Genomic DNA, 21,204 nt, shown 5'->3' with positions numbered 1-21,204 from the left:
GGTTCTTGTCCTGGCCGCGACGGCGCGATCCGGCTTCGGCCCTCTCCCGGGGCCGGCGCGGCACCGCAACCCGGCGTTGTTTCGAGCGACCGTCCGGTCGGGATTCCGCGGCGCCAAGTCATGTTAGAGCGCCGGTTTTCGGGGTCAAGCCGAGTCGCATGCGCCTTAGGTTGTAGCGCCGGGGGCCCGCCAGGAAGGGCCCATACTTGACGCAAATCAAGTCGCCGCGCCCCGGAAGGCATTAGGGTCTAGGCTCCCTGTCATGGGGGCTGCCGCTGTGGGACCGGAGTCATTGGAGGACCGAACGAAAGGGGCCGCGAAGGTCGGGGCCGTTAGCGGGCCCGGCGCCTGCGAGTCCGGCCTGCGGCTCTTCGGCACGCACCTCGGCGAGCCCGCGGCGGCGCGCTTGGGCGCGTTGTTGCAGGGGAAGCAGGCACCCGTCGGCTGCGCCCTCGCCCGGGAAGGCGACGTCCTGCCTGAGTTGATGATCCTCGAGCGCGGGCTGGTCGCGCTCTACCAATCCAAGCCGGGCCAGGGCGAGCAGATGGTTGGCTGGTGCTTTCCCGGCGACCTGCTGGCCGCATCGACCGAGGAGGGGCGCTCGCCGGTGACCGCGCGGACCCTGGTGCCCTCGACGCTCTGGACCCTGCCGTGGGAATCGCTGGACCGCTTCGCGCAGGCCCAGCCCGAGGTTCACCGCTGCCTGCTCGACCTGGCCGAGCGGAGCATGGCGCGGATGCGGGCGCACCTGTTGGTGATCCTGGCCAAGTCAAAGCTGGAGCGCTTGGCCGCCTTCCTTCTGGAGATCCGAGACCATCAGGGCGCGGCCGGGGAGAAGGCCGCGCGCGTCGACCTCGCCATGGACCGCGAGGTGATCGCCCAGTACCTCGGCCTTACGGTGGAATCGGTGAGCCGCGCCTTCACGGCCCTGAAGGACCGCGGCCTGATCGAGATGGCCGACCCCCGTCACATCCTGCTGTCCGACCCGGCCAGACTGACCGCCCTGGCGAAGGGCGAAGGCGAGCCGGTGGGCTAGGAGTCGGCCCATCGCATCCGAAGCGAACCTTCCCATAGAGGCAGGAACCCTCGGCAATTCCCGGCCTTCTGTCACATCCGTCTTGTTCGGGATAGCAATCTGCGGACTCTTTTGCGAGGTTGGAGATGGCGCCGAAGGTCGAGACGCTGACGCCGCCCGATAGCCCCCCGCTGATCGGGCCCTATAGCCATGTTGCGAAGGTCGGCGATTTCATCACGATCGGAGGCGTCGGCGGCGTCGAGCCGGACACGGGCCGGCTGGCGGGAGACGACGTGTTCTCCCAGACCGTCAGGATCCTGAACTCCTTCGATTCGATGTTGAAATCGGTCGGCTCCGATTTGGCTCACGTCGTCCATATCCAGGTGTTCCTGAAGGAGATGCGCGACTTCGAGAGGATGAACGAGGCCTATGTCTCGGTCATGGGCGAGCATCGCCCGGCCCGGACCGTCATCGGCGCGCGCGAACTCCCGAAGCCGGGGTTCTTGGTGCTCATGAACCTGACGGCGGTGACCGCCGGCTGAGCCGGCAGTCCTGCCAGCCGAACACGGCTCGCGCCTATTCGACGGCGATGTGGAAGACCGACCAGACGAGTTTCTTGTCGCTGTCCTTTGGCTGGTCCGGATAGCTGCCCGGGGGAAAGGCGAGCCAGGCCGGGCCGCGCCCGCCGATGGCCAGGGGCCGGCCGTCGCCTTCGATGGCGAGGATGAAGCGCCCCTTGCGCAGGGTCTCGATCTCGAACTGGACGGCGTAGCCATCCAGGGCCTGGATCTTCACCGACTTGCCCTGCGCCTGCACCCGGTCCAGGACCGCAGCGAGAGACGGCCCGCGCAGCGTGACCGGAGCCTTCGGCCAGCTCGGGTAGCTCAGGGTCAGCTCCTCCATGCCAAGGGCGGCCAGCTCGCTGCGGTCGAAGGCATAGGCCGCCTCGAAGGAGACCTCGTGGTAGGCGAAGAAGGCATCGAGGAAGGGATCCGCGGCACCCCTGTTGGTCTTGCCCAGCTTTCCCGTCACCGTGACCAGGACGGCGCCGTCTTCCTCGGCGGCCTTGGCCCGATCATGGGATGCGACCAAGCAGACACAAAGCGCTGCAATCAGCGCCAAGCGCGACAGCATGGCGTTCCCCTCCTCTTGTCCCGCGATCATCGACGACCGGGATCGAGAGCCTAGCACCGCGCAGGGATCGGGTCTGTGCGACAATCGACAGGGGCCGGCCGCCGGGACGCCGTCGGTCCGGAGGCGGGTGACCGGGACCGAAGCGCGGGCCCGTCGCGCTGGGCCGCGGGATGCTCGATCGGACCGTGGCGATGGACACGGAAAAGTGACTTGCGCAGCGAGGCCGAGGCGACAACCATCCCGTGTATCGTGTGCCGAGCATGCTTCGGACATGATTTTCGGATCTGAAGTGGAAGCCCTTCTCGGCGCGCGCAAGAAACCTGTTCCGACACGAGGGAGGAACACCGATGGGACTCCGAGCAAGCCTGGTCGTCCTCGCCGCCGCCGTCGCCTTCTCGACGGCCGCAGTTGCAGATCGTGACGACCGCAGCGCGTTCAGATTCAAGACCGTCGCTAGCGGCGCTCAGGAAATCCAGCCGCCCGGCGGCGTCTTGACCGACACGAGCGCCACCTTGAAGCTCGACTTCGCCGAAGACCTCTCGTCGCTGCGCTTCAAGCTGCGGGTTTTCGACGGTGAAAAGATCACGCAGGCGCATCTGCACTGCGCGCGGGCCGGCGTCAACGGCCCGGTCGTCGCTTTCCTGTTCAACGTCGCGCCCGTCGGCGGTCCGGGTGGCATCGACGTGGACGGCCTTCTGGCCCGCGGTCGGCTCGGCAACCTCGACATCGAACCCGTTGACTTCGCGGCAAATCCAAACTGCGGCGTGGCGATCAACAACATCGCGTCCCTGTTCGCCGCCGTTCTGGACGGGCTCATCTATCTGAACGTCCACGCCGAGGCGAATCCGGCCGGCGAAGTCCGCGGCCAGGTCTTTGCCCTCGGCGCGTCCGATGACGATCGGGACGATTTCGACGACTGACGTCGAAGAGAACGCGCACCGGACTTTTTCCAAGGGATGCCGCAGCGCCTCCAGGGCCTCGTCGATGTCGGCGTCCCTGTGGTCGGCGGAGATCCGGGCGCGGTCAGATGCTCTTGTAGAGTTCGCTGGCCTTGTCGATCTCGGCGGCCAGAGCGTCGTTCAACCGCATGAAATCGGGGATGGTCTCGCGATCGACCTCGCCGCCTTCGGCCACCGCGCGCAGCACAGGGCGATGCGCTCTCCAGAGCCTGATGGCGCCGCGGAATCGCCGCGCGAGAGTCGAGGTCGGCGCGGGCAGAAGCTGGAGGCCGCTGTCGCCGACCAGCAGTCCGTTCAGGGTTTGGTCGAAATGCGCCATCTGATCCCGAAGCAGGCCCCGGTAGTACGCGGGCTTGTGGCCGTAGGCGATCAGCAGATAGCCGGCGGCCATCTCGCTGACCAGCGCGTGCTGCGCTTCGGTCGCGCTGATCATCGAAGTCAGGAGCGAGAAGGTTCGGCCGCCGGTGACGTAGTACTGGACGACCTCGATCAATTCCCGCGTCCCCTCCGCCAGGGGTTTGATGCATTCGGCCACGATCGCGACATTTCGCTTCGAGACCTTGCCGTTCTTGACGATCTTGCGCGCCACGGGGCCGAAGATCGACCACTCCTTCTCCAGCCGCGCGAGTTTCTTGAGGATCTCCGGGTTTACGGCCCTTCCGAGCCCCAGCTCCAAATCGCCGTGGCGCATGCCTTTGATGATCCGGTCGAAACGGTCGTGCTCCGCCGCCAAGGCCGAGATGTTGGGCTCCTTGTCGATCGACAGAGCCGCGAGGAGCGAACGGATGGTCATGGTCTGAGACAGCGCTTGCAGCGCGCTCGCCATTTCGAGCGCCCGCAGGTTCCGCGCGATGTTCAGTTCGCTGGCGACCTTCAGGCCGTCCCGGGCCTGGCCCTCGATGTCCGCCGGTGCCAAGGGGACCACTTGCCCGGCGTGGCCGAGGCCTGGGGTGCTGCAGGCAAGGTTCGCTGAGACAATCCCCGCAAGCGCTAGGCTGATCAACTTTGGGGCCCCCGCTGCCCTGGCCATGATCGTCCTCCAATCAGCTCGACTTATCCGCCACCCGATTCGGTCGCGTGAACGCCGGGCGGCAAGATCGCACCGCTCGCGCCCAAATAAACTTTGAAGATATACTGATTAACAAAGAGACCAATTCACAAAGAAGTTATATACATTTTGATATTGTAAATAATAAATCACCGTCGAGCCAAAAATGTAGAAGTCGGAGAAATAAAAGACCACCCAGACGCGCCACGGCGCGGCTTGTTGCCGCCCCTTCTCTTCCGCCACGAAGGCCTTGTTCGATCTGCTTGAAGCCGGTTCCGGCCGCTCAGCCGGGGAATTGCCGCAGTACCTCCAGGGCCTCGTCGATGTCGGCCTCGGTGTGGTCGGCGGAGATCTGGAAGCGGATCTCCTCGTCGCCGCGGGGCACGACGGGATAGTTGAGGCCGGTCGCCAGGACCCCGTGGTTCCGCAGGTGGGTGACCAGGGCCGAGGTGCGCGCGGTGTCGCGCACCATCAGCGGCACCACGGGATGCTCGCCGGGGATGGTCTCGAAGCCGAGCGCGTTGAGGCCGGCATCGAAGCGTCGGGTCATGGCCCGCAATCGGTCGAGCAGCGCGCGGCCGGCCGGGCTGTCGACGATGTCGACCGCGACCTTGGCGGCGGCCGCCTCGCCCGGTGTGATCGGGTTGGAATAGATGTAGCAGGGCGAGGTCTCGCGCAGGTAGTCGATCACCGCCCGGCCGGCAGCGACGTAGCCGCCGTTGACCCCGAAGGCCTTGCCCAGGGTCGCGACCAGCAGGTCGGCGGGCCGGCAGGCGGTGTGCTCCTCGGTGCCGCGGCCGGTCTCGCCGAAGGCGCCGACGCCGTGGGAGTCGTCGACCACGACCAGGACGTTCTCCGCGAAGTCGGCGTCGTGCGCCCGGGCCAGCTCCATGATCCGCTCCAGCGGGGCGTGATCGCCGCGCATGGAGAAGATGCCGTCGGTCACGACGATGGCGCGGCGGCAGGCCCGGCTCGCCGCCTTGAGGCTCAGGTCCAGCTCCGCCATGTCGAGGTGGCGGTAGATGTGCTTTTCCGCCGGCTGCGACATGCGGATCGCGTTGATGATGCAGTTGTGGTTGAGCTCGTCGCTGATCACCGCGGTCTCCTTGGTGATCAGGGGCGTCAGCACGCCCAGGATGGTGGCGTAGGCGGAGCTGAAGATCATCGCCGCCTCGCGGCCGTGGAAGGCGGCGAGGCGAGCCTCGAGCGCGACGTGGGGCTCCCAGGTGCCGCTGATGAAGCGCACCGCCCCGGGCCCGGTGCCGTAGCGCCGGACCGCGGCCTCCTCGGCGGCCATGACCTCTTCGTGGAAGGTCAGGCCAAGATAGCTGTTGGCGTTCATGCGCAGGAAGGGCCGATCGCCCTGGCCCTGCAGCAGGTAGCGCGGGCCCTTGCCGTCCCGCGGCGGGACCACGCCGAGGATCACGGCCTCCCGTCCCTTGAGGGGCCCGGACCGGTCGAGGTCCGCGACCTGCGCGGCCAGCAGCTTCTCCAGTCGATCGTGGGGCATGGCGGTCCGTCTCCTCTCGTTTGGCCTATCTGGCGGCCTTGAGCTTGGCGTCCAGCTTGCTCAGCATGTCCCCGGTCATGGCCGGCAGGTCGTAGGCCGGCGCCCAGTCCCATTCCTCGCGCGCCGCGGAGTCGTCCAGGGAGCGCGGCCAGGAATCGGCGATGGCCTGGCGCACCGGATCGACCTCGTAGTCGATCGTGAAGCCGGGCAGGTGCTTGCGGATCGCCTCGGCCAGGACCTGCGGGGTGAAGCTCATGGCGGTGATGTTGAAGGCGTTGCGGTGGACCAGGCGCGCCGGATCGGCCTCCATCACTTCGATCATGGCCCGGATCGCGTCGGGCATGTACATCATGTCGAGGCAGGTGTCGGGCTTGAGGAAGCAGGTGTACCGGCCGTAGCGCAGGGCGTGATAAAAGATGTCCACGGCATAGTCGGTGGTGCCGCCGCCCGGCGGCGCGACGTAGGAGATCAGCCCCGGTAGCCGGACCCCGCGGGTGTCGATCCCGAAGCGCAGGGCGTAGTAGTCGCAAAGCATCTCGCCCGCGACCTTGCTGACCCCGTACATGGTGGTCGGGCGCTGGATCGTGTCCTGCGGCGTCTGGTCGCGCGGGGTGGTCGGCCCGAAGGCGCCGATCGAGCTGGGGAAGAAGACCGCGCAGTCGTACTGCCGGGCGACCTCGAGCGTGTTGTAGAGCCCGCTCATGTTGACCGTCCAGGCAACCTGCGGCTTGTCCTCGGCCACGGCGGAGAGCAGCGCCGCCATGTGGTAGATCCGTCCGATGTCATAGCGCCGGACCACTTCGAGGACCTGGTGGGCCTGGGTGCAGTCGGCGTGCTCGTAGGGTCCCTCCTCGGCCTGCTCCCCGGCCGGCATCATGCGGATGTCGGAGGCGATGACCCGGTCGCGGCCGTAGCGCGCGCGGAGCGCCGGAACCAGTTCGGAGCCGATCTGGCCCAGGGCGCCGGTCACCAGGATTCTGCGCATGGGGTCTCCCCGTGGCGTGAGAAAGGCGTCGAGGCGGACTCTATACTCCCGGTTGCCGCGTCCGGCATCCCCTAGATCGGGATCGAGGCGCGAAATCCGCCCGCTGCGTCGGCACCCTGCCCCAGGAAAGGCACAGCCTTGCCCCGCCCTTCGACGCGGCAAGGGAATTGCCGGCTCGGGGCCGATCCTGTCTAATCCGCGGAGCCATCCCAGAGCCTCCGGACAGCGTGACCCAAGCCCCCATTCAGCCAGTCATCCTCTGTGGCGGAATCGGCAGCCGCCTCTGGCCGGTCTCGCGCGCCACGGCCGGCAAGCCCTTCGCCGATCTGCTGGGCGGGACCAGCCTGTTCCGCAAGACCCTGGAGCGGGTCGGCGACCCGGCGCGCTTCGCCCCGCCGATCGTGGTCTGCAACGAGGCCCAGCGCTTCCTGGCCGCCGAGCAGCTGCGCGCCGCCGGTCGCCCGGCCGCGGCGCTGATCCTGGAGCCGGCCGGGCGCAACACCGCTCCGGCCATCGCCGCCGCGGCCCTGGCCGCCGTGGCGGATCCGGGCGAGCTGCTGCTGGTCCTGCCCTCCGACCACGTGATCGAAAAGCCCGAGCGCTTCCTGGCGGCGGTCGACGCCGCCGCCCCGGCGGCCGCGGCCGGCTGGCTGATGACCTTCGGCGTGACGCCGGACCATCCGGAGACCGGCTACGGCTACATCGAGCGGGGCGAGGCCCTGCCCGACCTGGCCGGCTGCCGGCGGATCGCCCGCTTCGTCGAGAAGCCGGACCGGGCAACCGCCGAGGCCTATCTCGCCGGCGGCCGGCACTTATGGAACAGCGGCATCTTCCTTTTCTCTCGGGCCGGCCTGCTCGCCGAACTGGAAGCCCGGGCGCCGGAGGTGCTGCAAGCGGCCCGCGCCGCGGTCGAGGGCGCGACCCCGGACCTCGACTTCACCCGCCTCGAGGCGGCCGCCTTTGCGACCGCACCCCGGATCTCGATCGACTACGCCCTGATGGAGAAAACCGAGCGCGCCGGGGTGGTCCCGGTCGACATGGGCTGGAGCGACGTCGGCTCCTGGGAGTCGCTCTGGCGGGCCTCGGCGCAGGACGCCGACGGCAACGTCCTGCTCGGCGAGGTTCTGGTTGAGGACAGCCATGGTTCCTACCTGCGCAGCGACGCGGCGCTGCTGGTGGCCGTCGGGCTGCGCGACCTGGTGGTCGTGGTCCAGGAGGACGCGGTCCTGGTCTGCCCGCGCGACCGCGCCCAGGAGGTCCGTGGCATCGCCGAACGCCTGGCCGCCGAGGGCCGCTCCGAACACGGCCGGGCGAACACGGTGCAGCGGCCCTGGGGCAGCTTCACCAGCCTGCAGAAGGGCGAAGGCTTCCAGTCCAAGCACCTGATGCTGAAGCCCGGGGCCAGAATCTCGCTGCAGCGCCACCGCCACCGCAGCGAGCACTGGGTGGTGGTTCGCGGCCGCGCCGAGGTCACCCGCGGCGAGGAGGTCTTCGCCCTGGCGGCCGGCCAGTCGACCTTCATCCCCCAGGGCAGCCTGCACCGCCTGCGCAACCCGGGTGCGGCGCCGCTGCACGTCATCGAGGTGCAGTGCGGCAGCTACCTGGAGGAAGACGACATCGAACGCATCGCGGACGACTACGGGCGAAGTTAGCGGGCGGCCGCTGGCACTGGGAGAGATCCCCTCACCCAGCTCCGGCTAGGGCTCGGCTGGCGCCTCGCCAAGCCTCCACAGCCCTCTCCCCAAGGGAGAGGGCGGCGAGCGCGGCGAGCGGGTGAGGGGCCTCACCCGAAGGCCCTTCCCCCGGGGCGGATTTGGCCTATGCTCCCGCCAGGGAGCGGAAGAACGGAACGGCGCGATGGGCCTGAATAGCGGCTATTGGGAAGACCTCGCCACGACCGATCTGGAGACGGTCGATCCGGAGGCGGTGATCGCTGTGCTGCCGGTCGGCGCGACCGAGCAGCACGGCCCGCACCTGCCGCTTGCGACCGACACCGCGATCAACCGCGGCATCGTCGACCGGGCCCTGGCGCGGGTCCCGGAGGACTTGACGCTTCTGGTCCTGCCGACCCTGCCGGTCGGCGACAGCGAGGAGCACGGCGACTTTCCCGGCACCCTGTCGCTGCCGGCCGAGCTGCTGATCGGGCTCTGGACCGAGATCGGCGCCTCGGTCGCCCGCGCCGGGCTGCGCAAGCTGGTGATCTTCAACAGCCACGGCGGCCAGACCCAGGTCGTCGACATCGTCGCCCAGCGCCTGCGCATGGACTTCGGCATGCTGGTGGTGCGCGCGACCTACTTCCACTTCGGCACGCCGGAGGGGATCTTCGGAGCCGAGGAGCTGGCCCACGGGATCCACGGCGGGGCGGTCGAGACCTCGATGATGCTGGCACTACACCCCGAGCTGGTCCGCAAGGAGCGGGCGGCGGACTTCCGGCCGCTCTCCCTCGACATGGAAGGCGACTACGAGATCCTGCGGCCCGAAGGCCCTGCCGGCTTCGCCTGGGCGAGCCAGGACCTGCACCCCTCGGGCGCCGCCGGCGACGCCTCCCAGGCCGACCCGGAAAAGGGCCGGCAGCTCCTCGACCACGCCGCCGAGCGCCTGGTCGCGGTCCTGCGCGACCTCAGGCGCGCGCCGCTGTCCCTGCTCAAGGAGCGGGACTGACCCTAACCAGCGAACACATGAATTCGAGCGCCGCACTTCAAGCGGAGCCGACCTCCCCTTTAGGCAAGCTCAGGGCGAGTTAAAGGGCACCCTCATGCTGAGCTTCTCGAAGCATGAGCGCGCCAGCGAAGCGCGCTTCACGCGGGTGATCGGCGACCGCGCTCACCCTTTCCCTCGGCGGGGACGTGTGAGCATGGATCTCCGATGTCGGGAAAGCGGCTCCCGCCACGCAGCTACTCGTCCAGGATGTGGCCGATCTTTTCCGCGCGCACCGTCATGTAGCGCTCGTTGTGCGGGTTGATCGTCGCCGGGACGCCCTTGCGGCTTTCGATCGCGATGCCCGCGCTTTCCAGGGCGTTGATCTTGGCCGGGTTGTTGGTCATCAGCGTGACCCGCTCGATGTCGAGCAGCTTGAGGATCTCGGCGGCGACCTCGTAGCGGCGCTCGTCGTCCTTAAAGCCGAGCTGGTTGTTGGCGTCCAGGGTGTCGAAGCCCCGGTCCTGGAGCCAGTAGGCGCGCAGCTTGTTGGTCAGGCCGATGCCGCGGCCTTCCTGGGCCAGGTAGAGGATGATCCCGCCGCCGGCCTCGGCGATGGCCTGGACCGAGGTCCGCAGCTGCTCGCCGCAGTCGCAGCGCAGGCTGCCGAAAAGGTCGCCGGTCAGGCAGGCCGAATGGAGCCGGACCAGCACCGGGGTCCCGGTGTCGATCTGGCCGATGACGATCGCGACGTGATCGATGCCGCTGCTCGCGGCCCGGAAGATGACGAAGCGGGTGTCCTCGCTGTCGCTCAGCGGCACCTTGGCCTCGCCGACGCGGAGCAGCTTGGTCGCCGTCGCCTCGACGTAGGCCTGGACCTGGGGCAGTGTGACCATGAGGATTTCGCCCAGGGCGACCTGCTTGCTGACCTCGGTCGCCGCGGCGCCGCGCAGCTCCCAGACCAGCACCGCGGGCACGAGGTGGGCCAGCTTGACCATGGTCAAGGCGGTCCGGGCGCCGCTCGAGGCGGCCAGGGTGTCCAGCCCCCGGGCCTCGGCCGGCTGCCGGTCCGGATCCACGGGCGTCGCGACCAGCTGATGCAGCCACTCGCGACTCCAGCCCGGCGGTAGGCGCAGGGCCACGGCGCCGTCCGTGCCAGGGTCCAGCCCCAGGGCCTCGGCCCGCTCGGCGCTGAGGATCAGCTCGAGCTGCCCCGCGGAGAGGCGTTGAAGCTCCTCCAGGGTCCGGGCGGGACAGCACTCCAGGGCCACGATCAGCCAGGATCGCTGTCCGCCGCTCAGTCGCACCACTCGTCCGCATCGCAGTTCCGCCAGCGTCCGATCGACGAAGACCGTCTCGGTATCTCCGATGATCGACGTAAAGTCCGCTTCAGACTGCTTTTGGGTCGATTGAATGCTGGGTAGGAAAGACTCTTTGTTTGCTCGCACGGCTCTGATGTTAGTTTGCTTCAGATCTTGAACAAGGGACAAAAGTCTTACAGACCTGTGGCTTTTTTGGCCTGAGATCTTGGAGTCCTGCCTTGCCTCATGAACAACAAAACAAGGAAATTGTTCCCGAGGAGGCGTGGCAGCTGATCCTCGCGGTCCGGCAAAGGGTTCGCAGTGACGGCTTTCCTTTCGACGGCCTCGGCTTGCGCAGCGACCCGAGCGGGTCGCCCGGCTTCGTGGCCGCAACCGAAGCAGACGCGCTGCTCGCGGTCAACCGCGATGGCGGCTGGCGCTGCTTCGTCGAGCTTTCTCAGGAGGTTGGACAACTCTTCGACCTTTACTTGCCGGTGGCGCTGGGCTCGGAGAGCCGACCCCTGACCCTGGCCCACCTGGGCCAGAGCCTGGACGGCCGCATCGCGACCGAGGGCGGTGATTCCTATTACGTCACCGGCGCGGCAAACATCCTCCACCTGCACCGCCTGCGGGCGCTGAGCGATGCGGTGATCGTCGGCGCGGGGACGGTCAAGCACGACGATCCGCAGCTGACCACGCGCCGGGCACCGGGAGAGAACCCGGTGCGCGTGGTGATCGACACCGAGCGTCGCCTAGAGGCGCGCTACAAGGTCTTCACCGACGGCGCGGCGCCGACTCTCCTGGTCAGCCGTGCCGGCGCCGGAACGACGCCGTTGCCCGCGCCCGTCCGGAGCCTGGAGATCGAGGCCGAGGACATGCAGATCCCGCCGGCCGCGATCGTCGCCGCGCTGCGCGCCGAGGGCCTGCACAGCCTCTTCGTGGAAGGCGGCGGGGTCACGGTCTCGCGCTTCCTCGCCGCCGGGGTGCTGGACCGGCTGCAGGTCGCGGTCGCGCCGCTGATCATCGGCTCCGGGCGCCCGGCCTTCACCCTGCCGCCGGTCGGCAGACTGGCCGAGGCGCGGCGCCCGCCCTGCCGCCGCTTCGAGATGGGCGAGGACGTGCTCTTCGACTTCGACCTGCGGGGAGAGGTCCCCTCACCCAGCTCCGGCTAGAGCGGGATGACATTAAGCCAATCCGGCTTCATGTCTGAATCCCGCTCTACTTCAACAGTTTAGAGCACGATTCAGATATGAGGTTGCTTCAACCTCATATCATCGTGCTCTAGGGCTCGGCTGACCGCCTCGCCAAGCCTTCACATCCCTCTCGCTGTGGGAGGGTGAGGGGCATATCTCTTTTCAGCTCTCGGCCGGGAAGGCGAAGAGGTCCTCGTGGCCGACCCGGAGGCGGGCCTCGGGCCGGGCCGCGAGGCGGCGGCGACGGGCCGCCCAGTCGCGGAGCTCCTCGGCGCGGGCCGGGCCGATCTCCTCGGCGGCGGCCAGGAAGCCCTCGAGCAGGGCCAGGTGCAGCTCCCGCTCGCCGCCCTCGATGATCCAATCGCTGGGCCCGGTCTCGACCCGGTAGCCCTTGGAGATCAGGGCCCGGGCCATGTGCTTGGGGGCCTCGGGACCGAGCGCCGGGCCGAAGCCCTTGTCCTCGCCTTGATGCAGGTTGAAGAGCTCGCGGATCAGGGGGTCCAGACGGTCCGAGGGCCGCCACTCCATGACCCCGTCGTAGGTCAGGACAAAGAAGACCGCGCAGCCGGCCGCCCGGCAGGCCGCGGCCAGGCGGTCGAACCAGGCCGCCGAGACCAGGTCCATCAGCGCCGAAGCGGTCACCAGATCGACATCGGAGAGGTCCAGGCGGCCCAGGTCCTTGGCCAGATCGAGCCGGCGGCACTCCACGTCGACTCCGGACAGCGACTTGCCGGCCTCGGCGGCGAGCTCCAGCAGGTCCTCGTCGTGATCGACCAGGGTCCAGCTCTGCACCAGCTTCAACCGGGGCGCCAGGAAGCGGAGGTTGGATCCGGTCCCGCTGCCCAGGTCGAGGACCTTGAGCCGCTCCCGGCCGGCGCAGAAAGCGGCCATTCGCTTGGTCAGATCGGGGGCCCGGGCGCGGGCGTCGGCCGGCTCGCGCAGCGCCAGCCAGTCGGCGGAGAAGCCGCTCACCGCCCCGCCCCCTCCGCGCCGTAGCCGAGCGCAGCGGCGAAGAGCGCGGCGCTGTCCGACCAGCGCCGCAGGCCCGCGCGCGCGCCGCGCGCCGCGGCGCGCAGCTCGGCGTAGGCGGCCGGCTCGGCGAGCAGGCGCCGCAGGGCCGCGGTCAGGGCGTCGAGATCGCCAGGCGGCACCAGGATCGAGGCCTCGGCGGGCGCCGCCTCGGGGATCCCGCCGGTCCGGGTCGCGAGCACCGGAATGCCGTGGGCGACCGCCTCGGGAAAGACCATGCCGTAGCCCTCGTAGTGGGAGGCCAGCACGAAAAGATCGGCCCCATGATAGAGGTCTTCCAGCCGGGAGTCGTCGATTTCGCCCACAAAGGCCACACGGTCGTCGAGGCCGTTCTCGGCGCAGAGGCGGCGCAGGCGCTCGCTCCAGTCCGGATCGCGCGCCGGGCTGCCGCCGCAGGTCAGGCGCCAGTCCAGGTGCTCAAGCCTGGCCAGTGCGCCGAGGAGGAGGTCGTGGCCCTTGCGGGGCACCAGGTTGGCGACGCAGAGCAGGGCCAGCGTCCCGTCGGCCGAGCCGGCGGCCAGGGGCGCCGGCTCGACCCCGGGCGGCACCGGGGTGATCCGCTCCGCAGGCACGCCGTAGGGCGCCAGGGCCTCGGCGGTGTGGCGGCTGGTGGTGACGACCTGCGAGACCAGCGCCAGCGCCGCCGTCTCGGAGTCGAAGAGCGCCTGCCGCCGCTCCGGCGACAGGCCGCTCTCGGCGGCCAGGGGATGGTGGACCAGGCCGATCAGCTCGAGCCTGCCGGCCTCGGGCGCCAGTTCTCCGGGCAGGACGCCGAGGGCCAAGCCGTCGACCACGACCCGGGCGCCGTCGGGCAAGGCGGCGAAGAGCGCCGCCGCCTGCGCCCGGACCGCCGGCGAGGGCGCGGGGAAGCCGTCGGGCAGGCTGTGCACGGCGACCTCGATCCCGCGCGCCCGCAGGCCCTCGATGATCCGGGCGTCGTAGATGAAGCCGCCGGTCCGGGTCGCCGGATCGCCGGGCAGGACGAAATGGAGCCTCGCCACCTTGCGCCGCGGCCCGCCGGCCTAGAGCGCGCCCTCGTAGGCCGCCCAGGCCACGTGGGACTCGTGCAGGGTGACCTTGAGCGCGGTGAGCCCGGAGGCGTTGGGGCCCAGGTCGCCGCGGGCGATGGCGGCGGCGAAGCGGTCGAAGATCACCCGGGCCATGAACTCGGTCGTGGTGTTCTGGCCTTCGAACTCCGCCACCTCGTCGAGGTTCTGGAAGTTGAGCGCGCCGAGCGTCTTGTTCAGCTCCTGGCCGGCCAGGCCGATGTCGACCACGATGCCGTCCGCGTCCAGCTCCTTGCGGCGGAACTCGACGTCGACCACGTAGGTGGCCCCGTGGAGCTTCTGGGCCGGTCCGAAGACCTCGCCCCGGAAGCTGTGCGCGATCATGAAATGGTCTCTGACGCAGACGCTGTACATTCCTCAGTCCTCATAGGTGATCCGGTGACAAAGCACGCCGGCCGGGGCTTGGTATAGCGAGCGCAGGGTCTCTGGCAATGCCCGAAACGCGGAGTCGCCGCTGATCAGGGCGTCGAGCCGCGGCTCGGCCAGCAGCTCCAGGGCCTTGGCCAGGCGCCGGCAGTGATCCCAGCGCGCCCGCCGGGCCGACGCTACCTGGCCGACCTGGGACGACTTGAGGGTCAGGCGCCTGGCGTGGAAGGCCTCGCCGAGGGGCAGGGTGACTCCGCGGTCGCCGAACCAGGACAGTTCGACGACCGTCGCTTCGAAGCCGGCGAGGCCCAGCGCCGTGACCAGGCCCTCGGGCGCGCCGCTGGCGTGGATCACCAGGTCGCAGTCGGCTTCCGCCGCCTCGGGCAGGGCGAAGGGCAGGCCGAGCGCCTCGGCGATCGCCGCCTTGTCCGGGTCGATGTCGAGGAGCTGGACCCGGCAGCCCGGCACCTGCGCCGCCAAGCGCGCGACCAGGCAGCCGACGACCCCGGCGCCGATCACCGCGATCCGGTCGCCAGGCCGCGGCGCCGCGTCCCAGAGGCCGTTGAGCGCGGTCTCCATGTTGGCGCCGAGCACGGCCCGGCCGGCCGGCAGGCCCCGCGGCAGCGGCAGCACGGCCGCTTCCGGGACGAGATAGCGGGTCTGGTGCGGGTAGAGGCAGAAGACCTCCCGGCCCTGCAACGCGTCGGGGCCCTGCTCGACCAGGCCGACACTGGCGTAGCCGTACTTGACCGGCCAGGGGAAGTCGCCCTCCTGGAAGGGCGCGCGCATGGCCCGATACTGGCTGGCCGGGACGCCGCCGCCGAAGACCAGGCATTCGGTGCCGCGGCTGATCCCGCTGTAGAGCGTCCGGACCAGGACCTCGCCGTCGCCGGGCGGCGGCAGCCCGGCCGCGCGGATCTCGCCGGTTAGCGCGCCGGTGATCCAGAAGGCCTCGGCGGGCCCTGGCGCACTTGGCGTCACGGCGGCTCAGTCCCGGGTCTTGAGACGGCAGTAGACGTCGCCCGAGAGGTCGTCGATGGCCAAGTTGTCGAGCCAGGCGCCCAGGGCGCCGGCGTCGCTCCACTGCGGCAGCTCGAAGCGCATCTGCTCGCCCATGGAGACGTTGAACTCGTAGTCGCCCAGCGCCAGCAGCCGCTCGATGCAGGCGTGGGCGCCGTCGAGCGCGGCCGGGATGAACTCGAAGGACAGGCTCGGCAAGGCGGTGGAGAGGCCCTCCAGGACCTGGGGCTCGAAGCCCTCGACGTCGATCTTGCAGTAGGCGGGCCTGCCGTGCCGGGCGATCAGGCTGTCGAGGGTGGTGACCTCGACGGTGACCCGGCCGTCCCAGGCAACCTCGCTGAAGGACGCGGCGCGCCCGACCGACTTGATCCAGTCGCGCGACAGGGTGGTCACCGTCGGATAGCGGCTGCTGACGTAGAGCTCGGCCTCGCCGAACGCGGCGCCCAGAGCCTTGTCGACCAGAGTGACCTCGGGGTTGTCGCCGTAGAGCCGGCGCAGCAGCCACTGGAAGCGCGGCTGCGGCTCGACCGCGACCACCCGGGCGCCGAGCTTGAGCATGGTCCGGACGTGGTTGCCGACGTGCGCCCCGACGTCGAAGCAAAGGTCGCCGGGCTCGATGAACTGCCGGTAGAAGCTCCGGTGCGCGCGGCTGCGCAGCGGGTTCCCATAGTAAATCGAGACTGAACGGGCGAGCCCGCGGAGCTCGCTGAGGGCGATCATGACCTGTCGTATCCTCCCAGTCTTGGCGCCCCCGGCCGGAGCGGCGGCGCGGAACCATGCTCAGTCCTGCCGGATCGCCTCGAACTCGATGATCAGCTCGACCTCGTCGCCGACCCAGCCGTTCTCCACGGCGTAGGTCATGCCGAACTCGCTGCGCTTCACCGTGCCGCGCACCGAGACCCCGACGACGTAGGGCGGCCCGGCGCCGAAAGGGTAGTCGCCGATCTTGTTCTTGGTGACCTGCAGGGTGACCGGCCGGGTGACGCCCAGGATGGTCAGGTCGCCGGTCACCTCGCCCGTGTTCTCCCCGGTCTGACGGGCCTCGCGGCCGACGAAGCGGATCTCGGGATGGTCGTCGACGTCGAGGAAATCGCCGCCCTTGACGTGCTTGTCGCGGCGGTCGTGGTTGGTGAAGACGCTGTCGGCCTGGATCGTCACCTCGATGTCGGAGACCGCGGGCGCCGTCTCGTCGAAAGTGAAGCTGCCGCTGCCCTCGAGGAACATGCCCAGGGTATCGGCATAGCCGATGTGATGGACCAGGAAGCCGACGCTGAAATGGGCCGGATCGATCTCGTAGCGGGCCGCCGCCGCCTGCGCCGGCGGGGCCGGAGTCAGGCCGCCGCCGAGCACGGCGACGACCGCCAGCCAGGGCATCAGCCAGGTCGCGCGCTGGCCGAAGGCCAGCCATCTGGACTCTCTCGTCAAGGTCTCTTGCCTCCTCTCCCAAGCCCGGCGGACCAGCCCGGAGACATCGCGGACGAATGACGCGATGAGCGCGCTCAGGGCGATTGCCGCAAGCCAGGCACTCCAAGTCGCCGGCACGATGGGTGCCAAGCATATGACCAGAGCGCCGACTTGTAGAGCGCAGATTGCCTTGCGGCGCAAGCTGGGCGCCAGGGGCGCGCGCAGCGGCGCCCAGGCCAGGCCGGCGAGGACGAAGAGGTAGCGCAGCAGTCCGGAGAGCAGGATCCAGGGGCCCGCCTTGCCGGCGTTCAGGACCAGCAGCGACAGGACCAGGACGAAGAGGGCGTCGGTTTCCATGTCGAAGCGGGCGCCGAAGTGGGAGCATTCCCGGCGCCTGCGGGCGACCCAGCCGTCGACCCCGTCGAGCAGGAAGGCGACCAGGGCGAGCACGAAGAAGATCCAGGCCAGGCGCGCGTCAAGCGCCGCCAGGACCAAGGCCCCGGCCAGGGGACAGATCAGCATCGCCCGCGCCAGGGTGACCCCGTTGGCGCAGCCGAAGCGATCGCCGGGCAGGAAGCGGCTGGCCGCGACCAGGACCCCGAGCACGACCAGGCCCCCCAGGCAGAGCGAGGTCAGGTAGTAGGGCAGCCCCAGGTCCATGCCCGCGGCGATGCCGGCGGTGAGCCCGGTCAGCAGGGTGGTGGCGCCGAGCAAGCTCAAGAGGACGCTGGGGGCGGGGGCGCTCGGCAGGCTGGACCTTCTTGGTCTCGGGATCATTTCTGTCCCCTGAGGTGTTAGTCAGGGCGGTAGCTTATGTAACGCCGGGCGGTCCCGGTCTATTCCGTGCCGCCCGGACCCGCTTCGGGGCGTGAACAACAATGGTCACGAAACCGTGGCCACCCCTGGCGTAGGGCCCCGAAAGGCTCTATGTCGATTGGCGAGATACGGGCTCGGGCCCGGCCAGCCGGGGCCGCCGAGACAAGGCGGGGATGAGGCCGGGCGAAAGGCTCGTATCACGGGCCGCAGAACTTTTCCTGCGGCGTCGCCAGGTTCGGCCCGTCGGGGGAGACGGATTAGTGATATGCCGTGGGAGGATGCCTGCCGTGAAGACTTCGCTAAATATTGCCACAAAACTGTTTCTTCTCGTTGCGCTGCACAACGGCCAGTTTTTCCGTCGTGCAAATGCATGATGTTGGTTGCGTCGTGCGTTTGGACGCTACGGATCTCCTAACTGATACTGGTTGAACTGCATTGCGTGCCATGATTGCTCCCTTGCCTGACGCGCTCGATCGTGCCTGGTCCCTGACCGTCCGACGGCGCCGCCTCCTCTTCGCCCTGCTGGTCGGCCTGACCGTCGGCGCGGCGGTCTTCGTCATGGCCCGGATCCTCCTGGGCGATGGCCTCAACCTCTTCGAAGCCGGGATTCTGGCCTGCTTCGTCATGACCATCCCCTGGATCGCGATCGGCTTCTGGAACTCGGTCATCGGCGTGACCCTGGCCCTGGGCGGCCGGGGCGTCGAGAAGACCAGCCCCTTCATGGCGCGGGTCGACGACCGGGCGCCGATCCGGACTCGGACCGCCCTGATCATGCCGGTCTACAACGAAGACCCGGCCCGGGTCTTCGACCACATCGAGCGGATCCTCGGCTCGCTGGACGACACCGGCGAAGCCCGCCACTTCGACTTCTTCCTGCTGAGCGACACCAACAAGCCGGAGATCGCCGCCGAAGAGGAGCGGCGCTTTGCCGAGCTCTCCGCCCGCGACCCGCGTCCGGGACGCCTACACTACCGACGGCGCCGCGACAACCTCGGCCAGAAGGCCGGCAACGTCCGGGACTTCTGCGAGCGCTGGGGCGCGGACTTCGACTTCATGGTGGTGCTCGACGCCGACAGCATCATGACCGGCGGAACCATCCTGCACATGGTCCGGGTCATGCAGGCCAATGCCCGGCTCGGCATCCTGCAGACCCTGATCGCCGGCCTGCCGGCGCGCAGCGCCTTCGCCCGGATCTTCCAGTTCGGGATGCGCCAGGGCATGCGGACCTACACCATGGGCAGCGCCTGGTGGCTGGGCGAGGACGGCCCCTACTGGGGGCACAACGCGATCATCCGCGTGGCCCCCTTCATCGCCCACTGCGAGCTGCCGATCCTGCCCGGGCGCGCGCCGTTGGGCGGCCGGATCCTGAGCCACGACCAGGTTGAGGCGGCGATGATCCGCCGCGGCGGCTACGAGGTCCGGGTCCTGCCCGCCGAGCTGGGCAGCTACGAGGAGAACCCGCCGACGATCCTGGACTTCATCAAGCGCGACCTGCGCTGGTGCCAGGGCAACATGCAGTACTTCAAGCTGCTGAAGATGCCGGGCCTGCTGCCGATGGGCCGCTTGCAGCTGGTCCTGGCGATCCTGATGTACGCCTCCTCGCTGTTCTGGCTGGGCTTTTTGACCCTGAGCCTGGGCCAGGCGATCGTCTTCGGCCTGGGCGCCGACCCGGGCGAGATCGCGCCCCTGGTCGGAACGTACTGGGGCAGCATCGATGCCGGGGCGGGCCTGGCCTTCTTCGTCGTGATGATGGGCATGACCTTCATGCCCAAGCTGCTGGGCATCGTCGAGATCGCGGCCCAACGTGCCAAACGCCGCAGCTACGGCGGCAGTGGTCGCCTGCTGATCAGCGCCCTGGTGGAGTTCGTCTTCTCGGTGCTGATCGCCCCGATCATGGCGGTGGTCCACAGCATCTTCATCATCGGACTGGTGTTCGGGCGCTGCGTCACCTGGGAGGCCCAGGACCGGGTCGGCCACCAGATCGGCCTGCGCGAGGCCGCTACGGCCTTCTGGCCCCAGACTCTGGGCGGCCTGGGCTGGACCGCCGGGCTGGCCCTGTCGGCGCCCAGCGTGCTGCCCTTCGCCTCGCCGATTCTGATCCCCTTGACCTTCGCGATACCATTTGCCCTGATCACTTCTCGCATGGATTTCGGCCGGCTGCTCGCCCGCGTGCAGCTCTGCCCCATGCCCGAGGAGCTGATGCAGAGCAAGCGGATCGTCTTCGGCCAGGCCCGGCCGACCCTGGCGGGCCCGGCCGCCGAAGCGGTGCCGATCGTCGCCGAGCCGAACCGGCAGGCGCAGGCCGCCGCCCTGGCGCGGGCGCAGGAGCGCAGCGCGGACGGACGCTGGTTATGAGCAACCCGCCAAGCCGCGAGAGGAGCGAGCGGGACGTCCGCCTGGACTTCTTCCGCGGCTTGGCGATGTTCATCATCTTCATCGCCCACATCCCGGCCAATCCCTGGGGCCGCTACATCCCGGCCAAGTTCGGCCCCTCCGACGCGACCGAGATCTTCGTCTTCTGCTCCGGCTTCGCCTCGGCCCTGGCCTTCGGCAGCATCTTCATCAAGAAGGGTTTCTTCCTGGGCGCGGCGCGCATCGTCTACCGCGCCTGGCAGATCTACTGGGCGCACATCTGCCTCTTCCTGATGACCGCGAGCGTCGTCGTCCTGGGCACCGAGTTCATCGGGATCAAGGACTACGTCGGCCGGCTCAACCTGCATCCCTTCTTCGACGATCCGGCCAGCGGCATCGTCCACCTGCTGACCCTGACCTACGTGCCGAACTACTTCGACATCCTGCCGATGTATTTCGGCGTGCTGATGATGATCCCGATCATGATGGCGCTGAGCCGGGTTCATGTCGGCCTGGCGATCGGCTTCTCCCTGGCGCTCTGGGCGGTGAACATGACCTTCAGCTTCGGCCTGCCGGCGGAGTGGTGGTCGGACCGGCCCTGGTTCTTCAATCCCTTCGGCTGGCAGCTGATCTTCTTCACCGGCTTCGCCTTCGCCTCCGGCTGGATCAAGCCGCCGGCGCCCAACAAGTGGCTGATCGGCCTGGCGCTGGTCTTCGTGCTGTCCATGATCCCGATGAAATACGGGCCGATCTGGAAGAACGTCGAGGTCATCAACACCATCAGCTACAACCTGCTCTGGGGCTTCCAGAAGACCGACTTCGGCATGCTCCGCTGGGTCCACTTCCTTGCCCTGGCCTACCTGGTGCTCTGCCTGCTCTCCGGCCGGGAGCGGCTGCTCAGGGCCGCCGTCTTCAAGCCGATCGTCAAGGTCGGCCAGCAGGCCCTGGCGGTCTTCGTCACCTCCATGGTGGCGGCGCAGGTCGCCGGCATGGTCCTGGACGCGATGGGCCGGGACCCGCTGGACTTCCTGGTCGTCCACCTGGTCGGCTTCGCCCTGCTGATCGCGGTGGCCTACACCGTCGGCTTCTTCAAGTCGGCGCCCTGGCACCGCGCCCGGCCGCAGCCGCCGCGCCTTCAGGTCGCGCCGGCGCCGATCCAGGCCGGCGAGCCGGTCGCCGATGCAGCCAAGCCGGAGCCCACGGCCAAACCGCTCGCGCCGCAGACAGCACCCCTGGTCCCCGCCGCCCGACGACGCCAGCACCAGCGCCGCTGAAGCGCAGCCCGAAAACGTTCAGTCCTCGCGAGCTGGGCGCTAACCTGAGCTCCCGCAGCGCCCCCTGGTATTGGCCGTGAATCTTGATCTATTT

General features: G+C 69.0%; 19 protein-coding genes. 8 read left to right on the top strand and 11 right to left on the bottom strand.

Annotation, left to right across the window (positions count from 1 at the left end):
• The first annotated feature begins 292 nt into the window (after positions 1-292).
• Together QNJ30_14970 and QNJ30_14965 are read left to right on the top strand one after the other, a co-directional pair.
• Positions 293-1,036, top strand: coding sequence for a Crp/Fnr family transcriptional regulator (locus QNJ30_14970; protein ID MDJ0944767.1), 744 nt, complete (start codon positions 293-295; stop codon positions 1,034-1,036).
• Positions 1,037-1,161: 125 nt separating this feature from the next.
• A complete protein-coding gene (locus QNJ30_14965) occupies positions 1,162-1,557 on the top strand; it encodes a RidA family protein (GenBank protein ID MDJ0944766.1) in 396 nt (131 codons plus the stop codon).
• A gap of 34 nt (positions 1,558-1,591) precedes the next feature.
• Here QNJ30_14965 and QNJ30_14960 read toward each other — a convergent pair whose 3' ends face one another.
• Positions 1,592-2,149: a hypothetical protein gene (locus QNJ30_14960; GenBank protein ID MDJ0944765.1), complete on the bottom strand. Its 558-nt coding sequence runs from the start codon at positions 2,147-2,149 to the stop codon at positions 1,592-1,594.
• Positions 2,150-2,496: 347 nt separating this feature from the next.
• Here QNJ30_14960 and QNJ30_14955 point away from each other — a divergent pair, with 347 nt between their 5' ends.
• Positions 2,497-3,069, top strand: coding sequence for a CHRD domain-containing protein (locus QNJ30_14955; protein MDJ0944764.1), 573 nt, complete (start codon positions 2,497-2,499; stop codon positions 3,067-3,069).
• 103 nt (positions 3,070-3,172) lie between these two features.
• On the opposite strand, the gene QNJ30_14950 is transcribed toward QNJ30_14955, so the two are convergent.
• The 3 genes from QNJ30_14950 to QNJ30_14940 form a co-directional block, all read right to left on the bottom strand.
• Positions 3,173-4,024, bottom strand: coding sequence for a hypothetical protein (locus tag QNJ30_14950; protein MDJ0944763.1), 852 nt, complete (start codon positions 4,022-4,024; stop codon positions 3,173-3,175).
• A gap of 415 nt (positions 4,025-4,439) precedes the next feature.
• On the bottom strand, positions 4,440-5,666 hold the full coding sequence (locus QNJ30_14945) for an aminotransferase class I/II-fold pyridoxal phosphate-dependent enzyme (GenBank protein MDJ0944762.1): 1,227 nt from the start codon (positions 5,664-5,666) through the stop codon (positions 4,440-4,442).
• Positions 5,667-5,691: 25 nt separating this feature from the next.
• Entirely contained in the window at positions 5,692-6,651 is a 960-nt protein-coding gene (locus QNJ30_14940) for an L-threonine 3-dehydrogenase (protein ID MDJ0944761.1), read from the bottom strand.
• A 227-nt stretch (positions 6,652-6,878) separates the two neighbouring features.
• On the opposite strand from QNJ30_14940, the gene QNJ30_14935 reads away from it, so the two are divergent.
• Together QNJ30_14935 and QNJ30_14930 are read left to right on the top strand one after the other, a co-directional pair.
• On the top strand, positions 6,879-8,303 hold the full coding sequence (locus tag QNJ30_14935) for a mannose-1-phosphate guanylyltransferase/mannose-6-phosphate isomerase (GenBank protein ID MDJ0944760.1): 1,425 nt from the start codon (positions 6,879-6,881) through the stop codon (positions 8,301-8,303).
• A gap of 205 nt (positions 8,304-8,508) precedes the next feature.
• Entirely contained in the window at positions 8,509-9,312 is an 804-nt protein-coding gene (locus QNJ30_14930) for a creatininase family protein (GenBank protein MDJ0944759.1), read from the top strand.
• Positions 9,313-9,545: 233 nt separating this feature from the next.
• On the opposite strand, the gene ribA is transcribed toward QNJ30_14930, so the two are convergent.
• Positions 9,546-10,598, bottom strand: a complete 1,053-nt coding sequence (gene ribA, locus QNJ30_14925) for a GTP cyclohydrolase II (protein ID MDJ0944758.1) — start codon at positions 10,596-10,598, stop codon at positions 9,546-9,548.
• A 230-nt stretch (positions 10,599-10,828) separates the two neighbouring features.
• Between ribA and QNJ30_14920 the strand changes: the two genes are divergently transcribed.
• Positions 10,829-11,761: a RibD family protein gene (locus QNJ30_14920; protein MDJ0944757.1), complete on the top strand. Its 933-nt coding sequence runs from the start codon at positions 10,829-10,831 to the stop codon at positions 11,759-11,761.
• Between the two features lie 183 nt (positions 11,762-11,944).
• Here the strand turns inward: QNJ30_14920 and QNJ30_14915 are convergent, their stop codons facing one another.
• From QNJ30_14915 to QNJ30_14890, 6 genes are read right to left on the bottom strand one after another with little or no spacing between them, the layout of a single operon-like run.
• Positions 11,945-12,754 (bottom strand): class I SAM-dependent methyltransferase, encoded by an 810-nt coding sequence (locus tag QNJ30_14915; protein MDJ0944756.1) that lies wholly within the window; start codon positions 12,752-12,754, stop codon positions 11,945-11,947.
• Positions 12,751-13,812: a glycosyltransferase family 4 protein gene (locus QNJ30_14910; GenBank protein ID MDJ0944755.1), complete on the bottom strand. Its 1,062-nt coding sequence runs from the start codon at positions 13,810-13,812 to the stop codon at positions 12,751-12,753. Before QNJ30_14910 ends, QNJ30_14915 begins: the two co-directional genes overlap by 4 nt.
• A gap of 21 nt (positions 13,813-13,833) precedes the next feature.
• Complete coding sequence (locus QNJ30_14905; GenBank protein MDJ0944754.1) at positions 13,834-14,232, bottom strand: 6-carboxytetrahydropterin synthase; 399 nt, start codon at positions 14,230-14,232, stop codon at positions 13,834-13,836.
• A 3-nt stretch (positions 14,233-14,235) separates the two neighbouring features.
• Entirely contained in the window at positions 14,236-15,225 is a 990-nt protein-coding gene (locus tag QNJ30_14900) for a dehydrogenase (GenBank protein MDJ0944753.1), read from the bottom strand.
• A 6-nt stretch (positions 15,226-15,231) separates the two neighbouring features.
• Entirely contained in the window at positions 15,232-15,984 is a 753-nt protein-coding gene (locus QNJ30_14895; GenBank protein ID MDJ0944752.1) for an FkbM family methyltransferase, read from the bottom strand.
• A gap of 60 nt (positions 15,985-16,044) precedes the next feature.
• Entirely contained in the window at positions 16,045-17,445 is a 1,401-nt protein-coding gene (locus QNJ30_14890; protein MDJ0944751.1) for a YceI family protein, read from the bottom strand.
• A 495-nt stretch (positions 17,446-17,940) separates the two neighbouring features.
• Here QNJ30_14890 and mdoH point away from each other — a divergent pair, with 495 nt between their 5' ends.
• Together mdoH and QNJ30_14880 are read left to right on the top strand one after the other, a co-directional pair.
• Positions 17,941-19,839, top strand: a complete 1,899-nt coding sequence (mdoH, locus tag QNJ30_14885) for a glucans biosynthesis glucosyltransferase MdoH (GenBank protein MDJ0944750.1) — start codon at positions 17,941-17,943, stop codon at positions 19,837-19,839.
• Entirely contained in the window at positions 19,836-21,110 is a 1,275-nt protein-coding gene (locus tag QNJ30_14880; protein ID MDJ0944749.1) for an OpgC domain-containing protein, read from the top strand. Before mdoH ends, QNJ30_14880 begins: the two co-directional genes overlap by 4 nt.
• Positions 21,111-21,204: the final 94 nt, after the last annotated feature.

This window comes from Kiloniellales bacterium (assembly GCA_030066685.1).
GTDB lineage: Bacteria > Pseudomonadota > Alphaproteobacteria > Kiloniellales > JAKSBE01 > JAKSBE01.
This window is presented reverse-complemented; position numbering and strand designations above follow the sequence as displayed.

Coding starts and splice junctions, on each gene's coding strand:
- QNJ30_14965 (MDJ0944766.1), top strand. CDS start 1,162: ATGGCGCCGAAGGTCGAGACGCTGACGCCGCCCGATAGCCCCCCGCTG.
- QNJ30_14960 (MDJ0944765.1), bottom strand. CDS start 2,149: ATGCTGTCGCGCTTGGCGCTGATTGCAGCGCTTTGTGTCTGCTTGGTC.
- QNJ30_14955 (MDJ0944764.1), top strand. CDS start 2,497: ATGGGACTCCGAGCAAGCCTGGTCGTCCTCGCCGCCGCCGTCGCCTTC.
- QNJ30_14945 (MDJ0944762.1), bottom strand. CDS start 5,666: ATGCCCCACGATCGACTGGAGAAGCTGCTGGCCGCGCAGGTCGCGGAC.
- QNJ30_14940 (MDJ0944761.1), bottom strand. CDS start 6,651: ATGCGCAGAATCCTGGTGACCGGCGCCCTGGGCCAGATCGGCTCCGAA.
- QNJ30_14930 (MDJ0944759.1), top strand. CDS start 8,509: ATGGGCCTGAATAGCGGCTATTGGGAAGACCTCGCCACGACCGATCTG.
- QNJ30_14905 (MDJ0944754.1), bottom strand. CDS start 14,232: ATGTACAGCGTCTGCGTCAGAGACCATTTCATGATCGCGCACAGCTTC.
- QNJ30_14895 (MDJ0944752.1), bottom strand. CDS start 15,984: ATGATCGCCCTCAGCGAGCTCCGCGGGCTCGCCCGTTCAGTCTCGATT.
- QNJ30_14890 (MDJ0944751.1), bottom strand. CDS start 17,445: ATGATCCCGAGACCAAGAAGGTCCAGCCTGCCGAGCGCCCCCGCCCCC.
- QNJ30_14880 (MDJ0944749.1), top strand. CDS start 19,836: ATGAGCAACCCGCCAAGCCGCGAGAGGAGCGAGCGGGACGTCCGCCTG.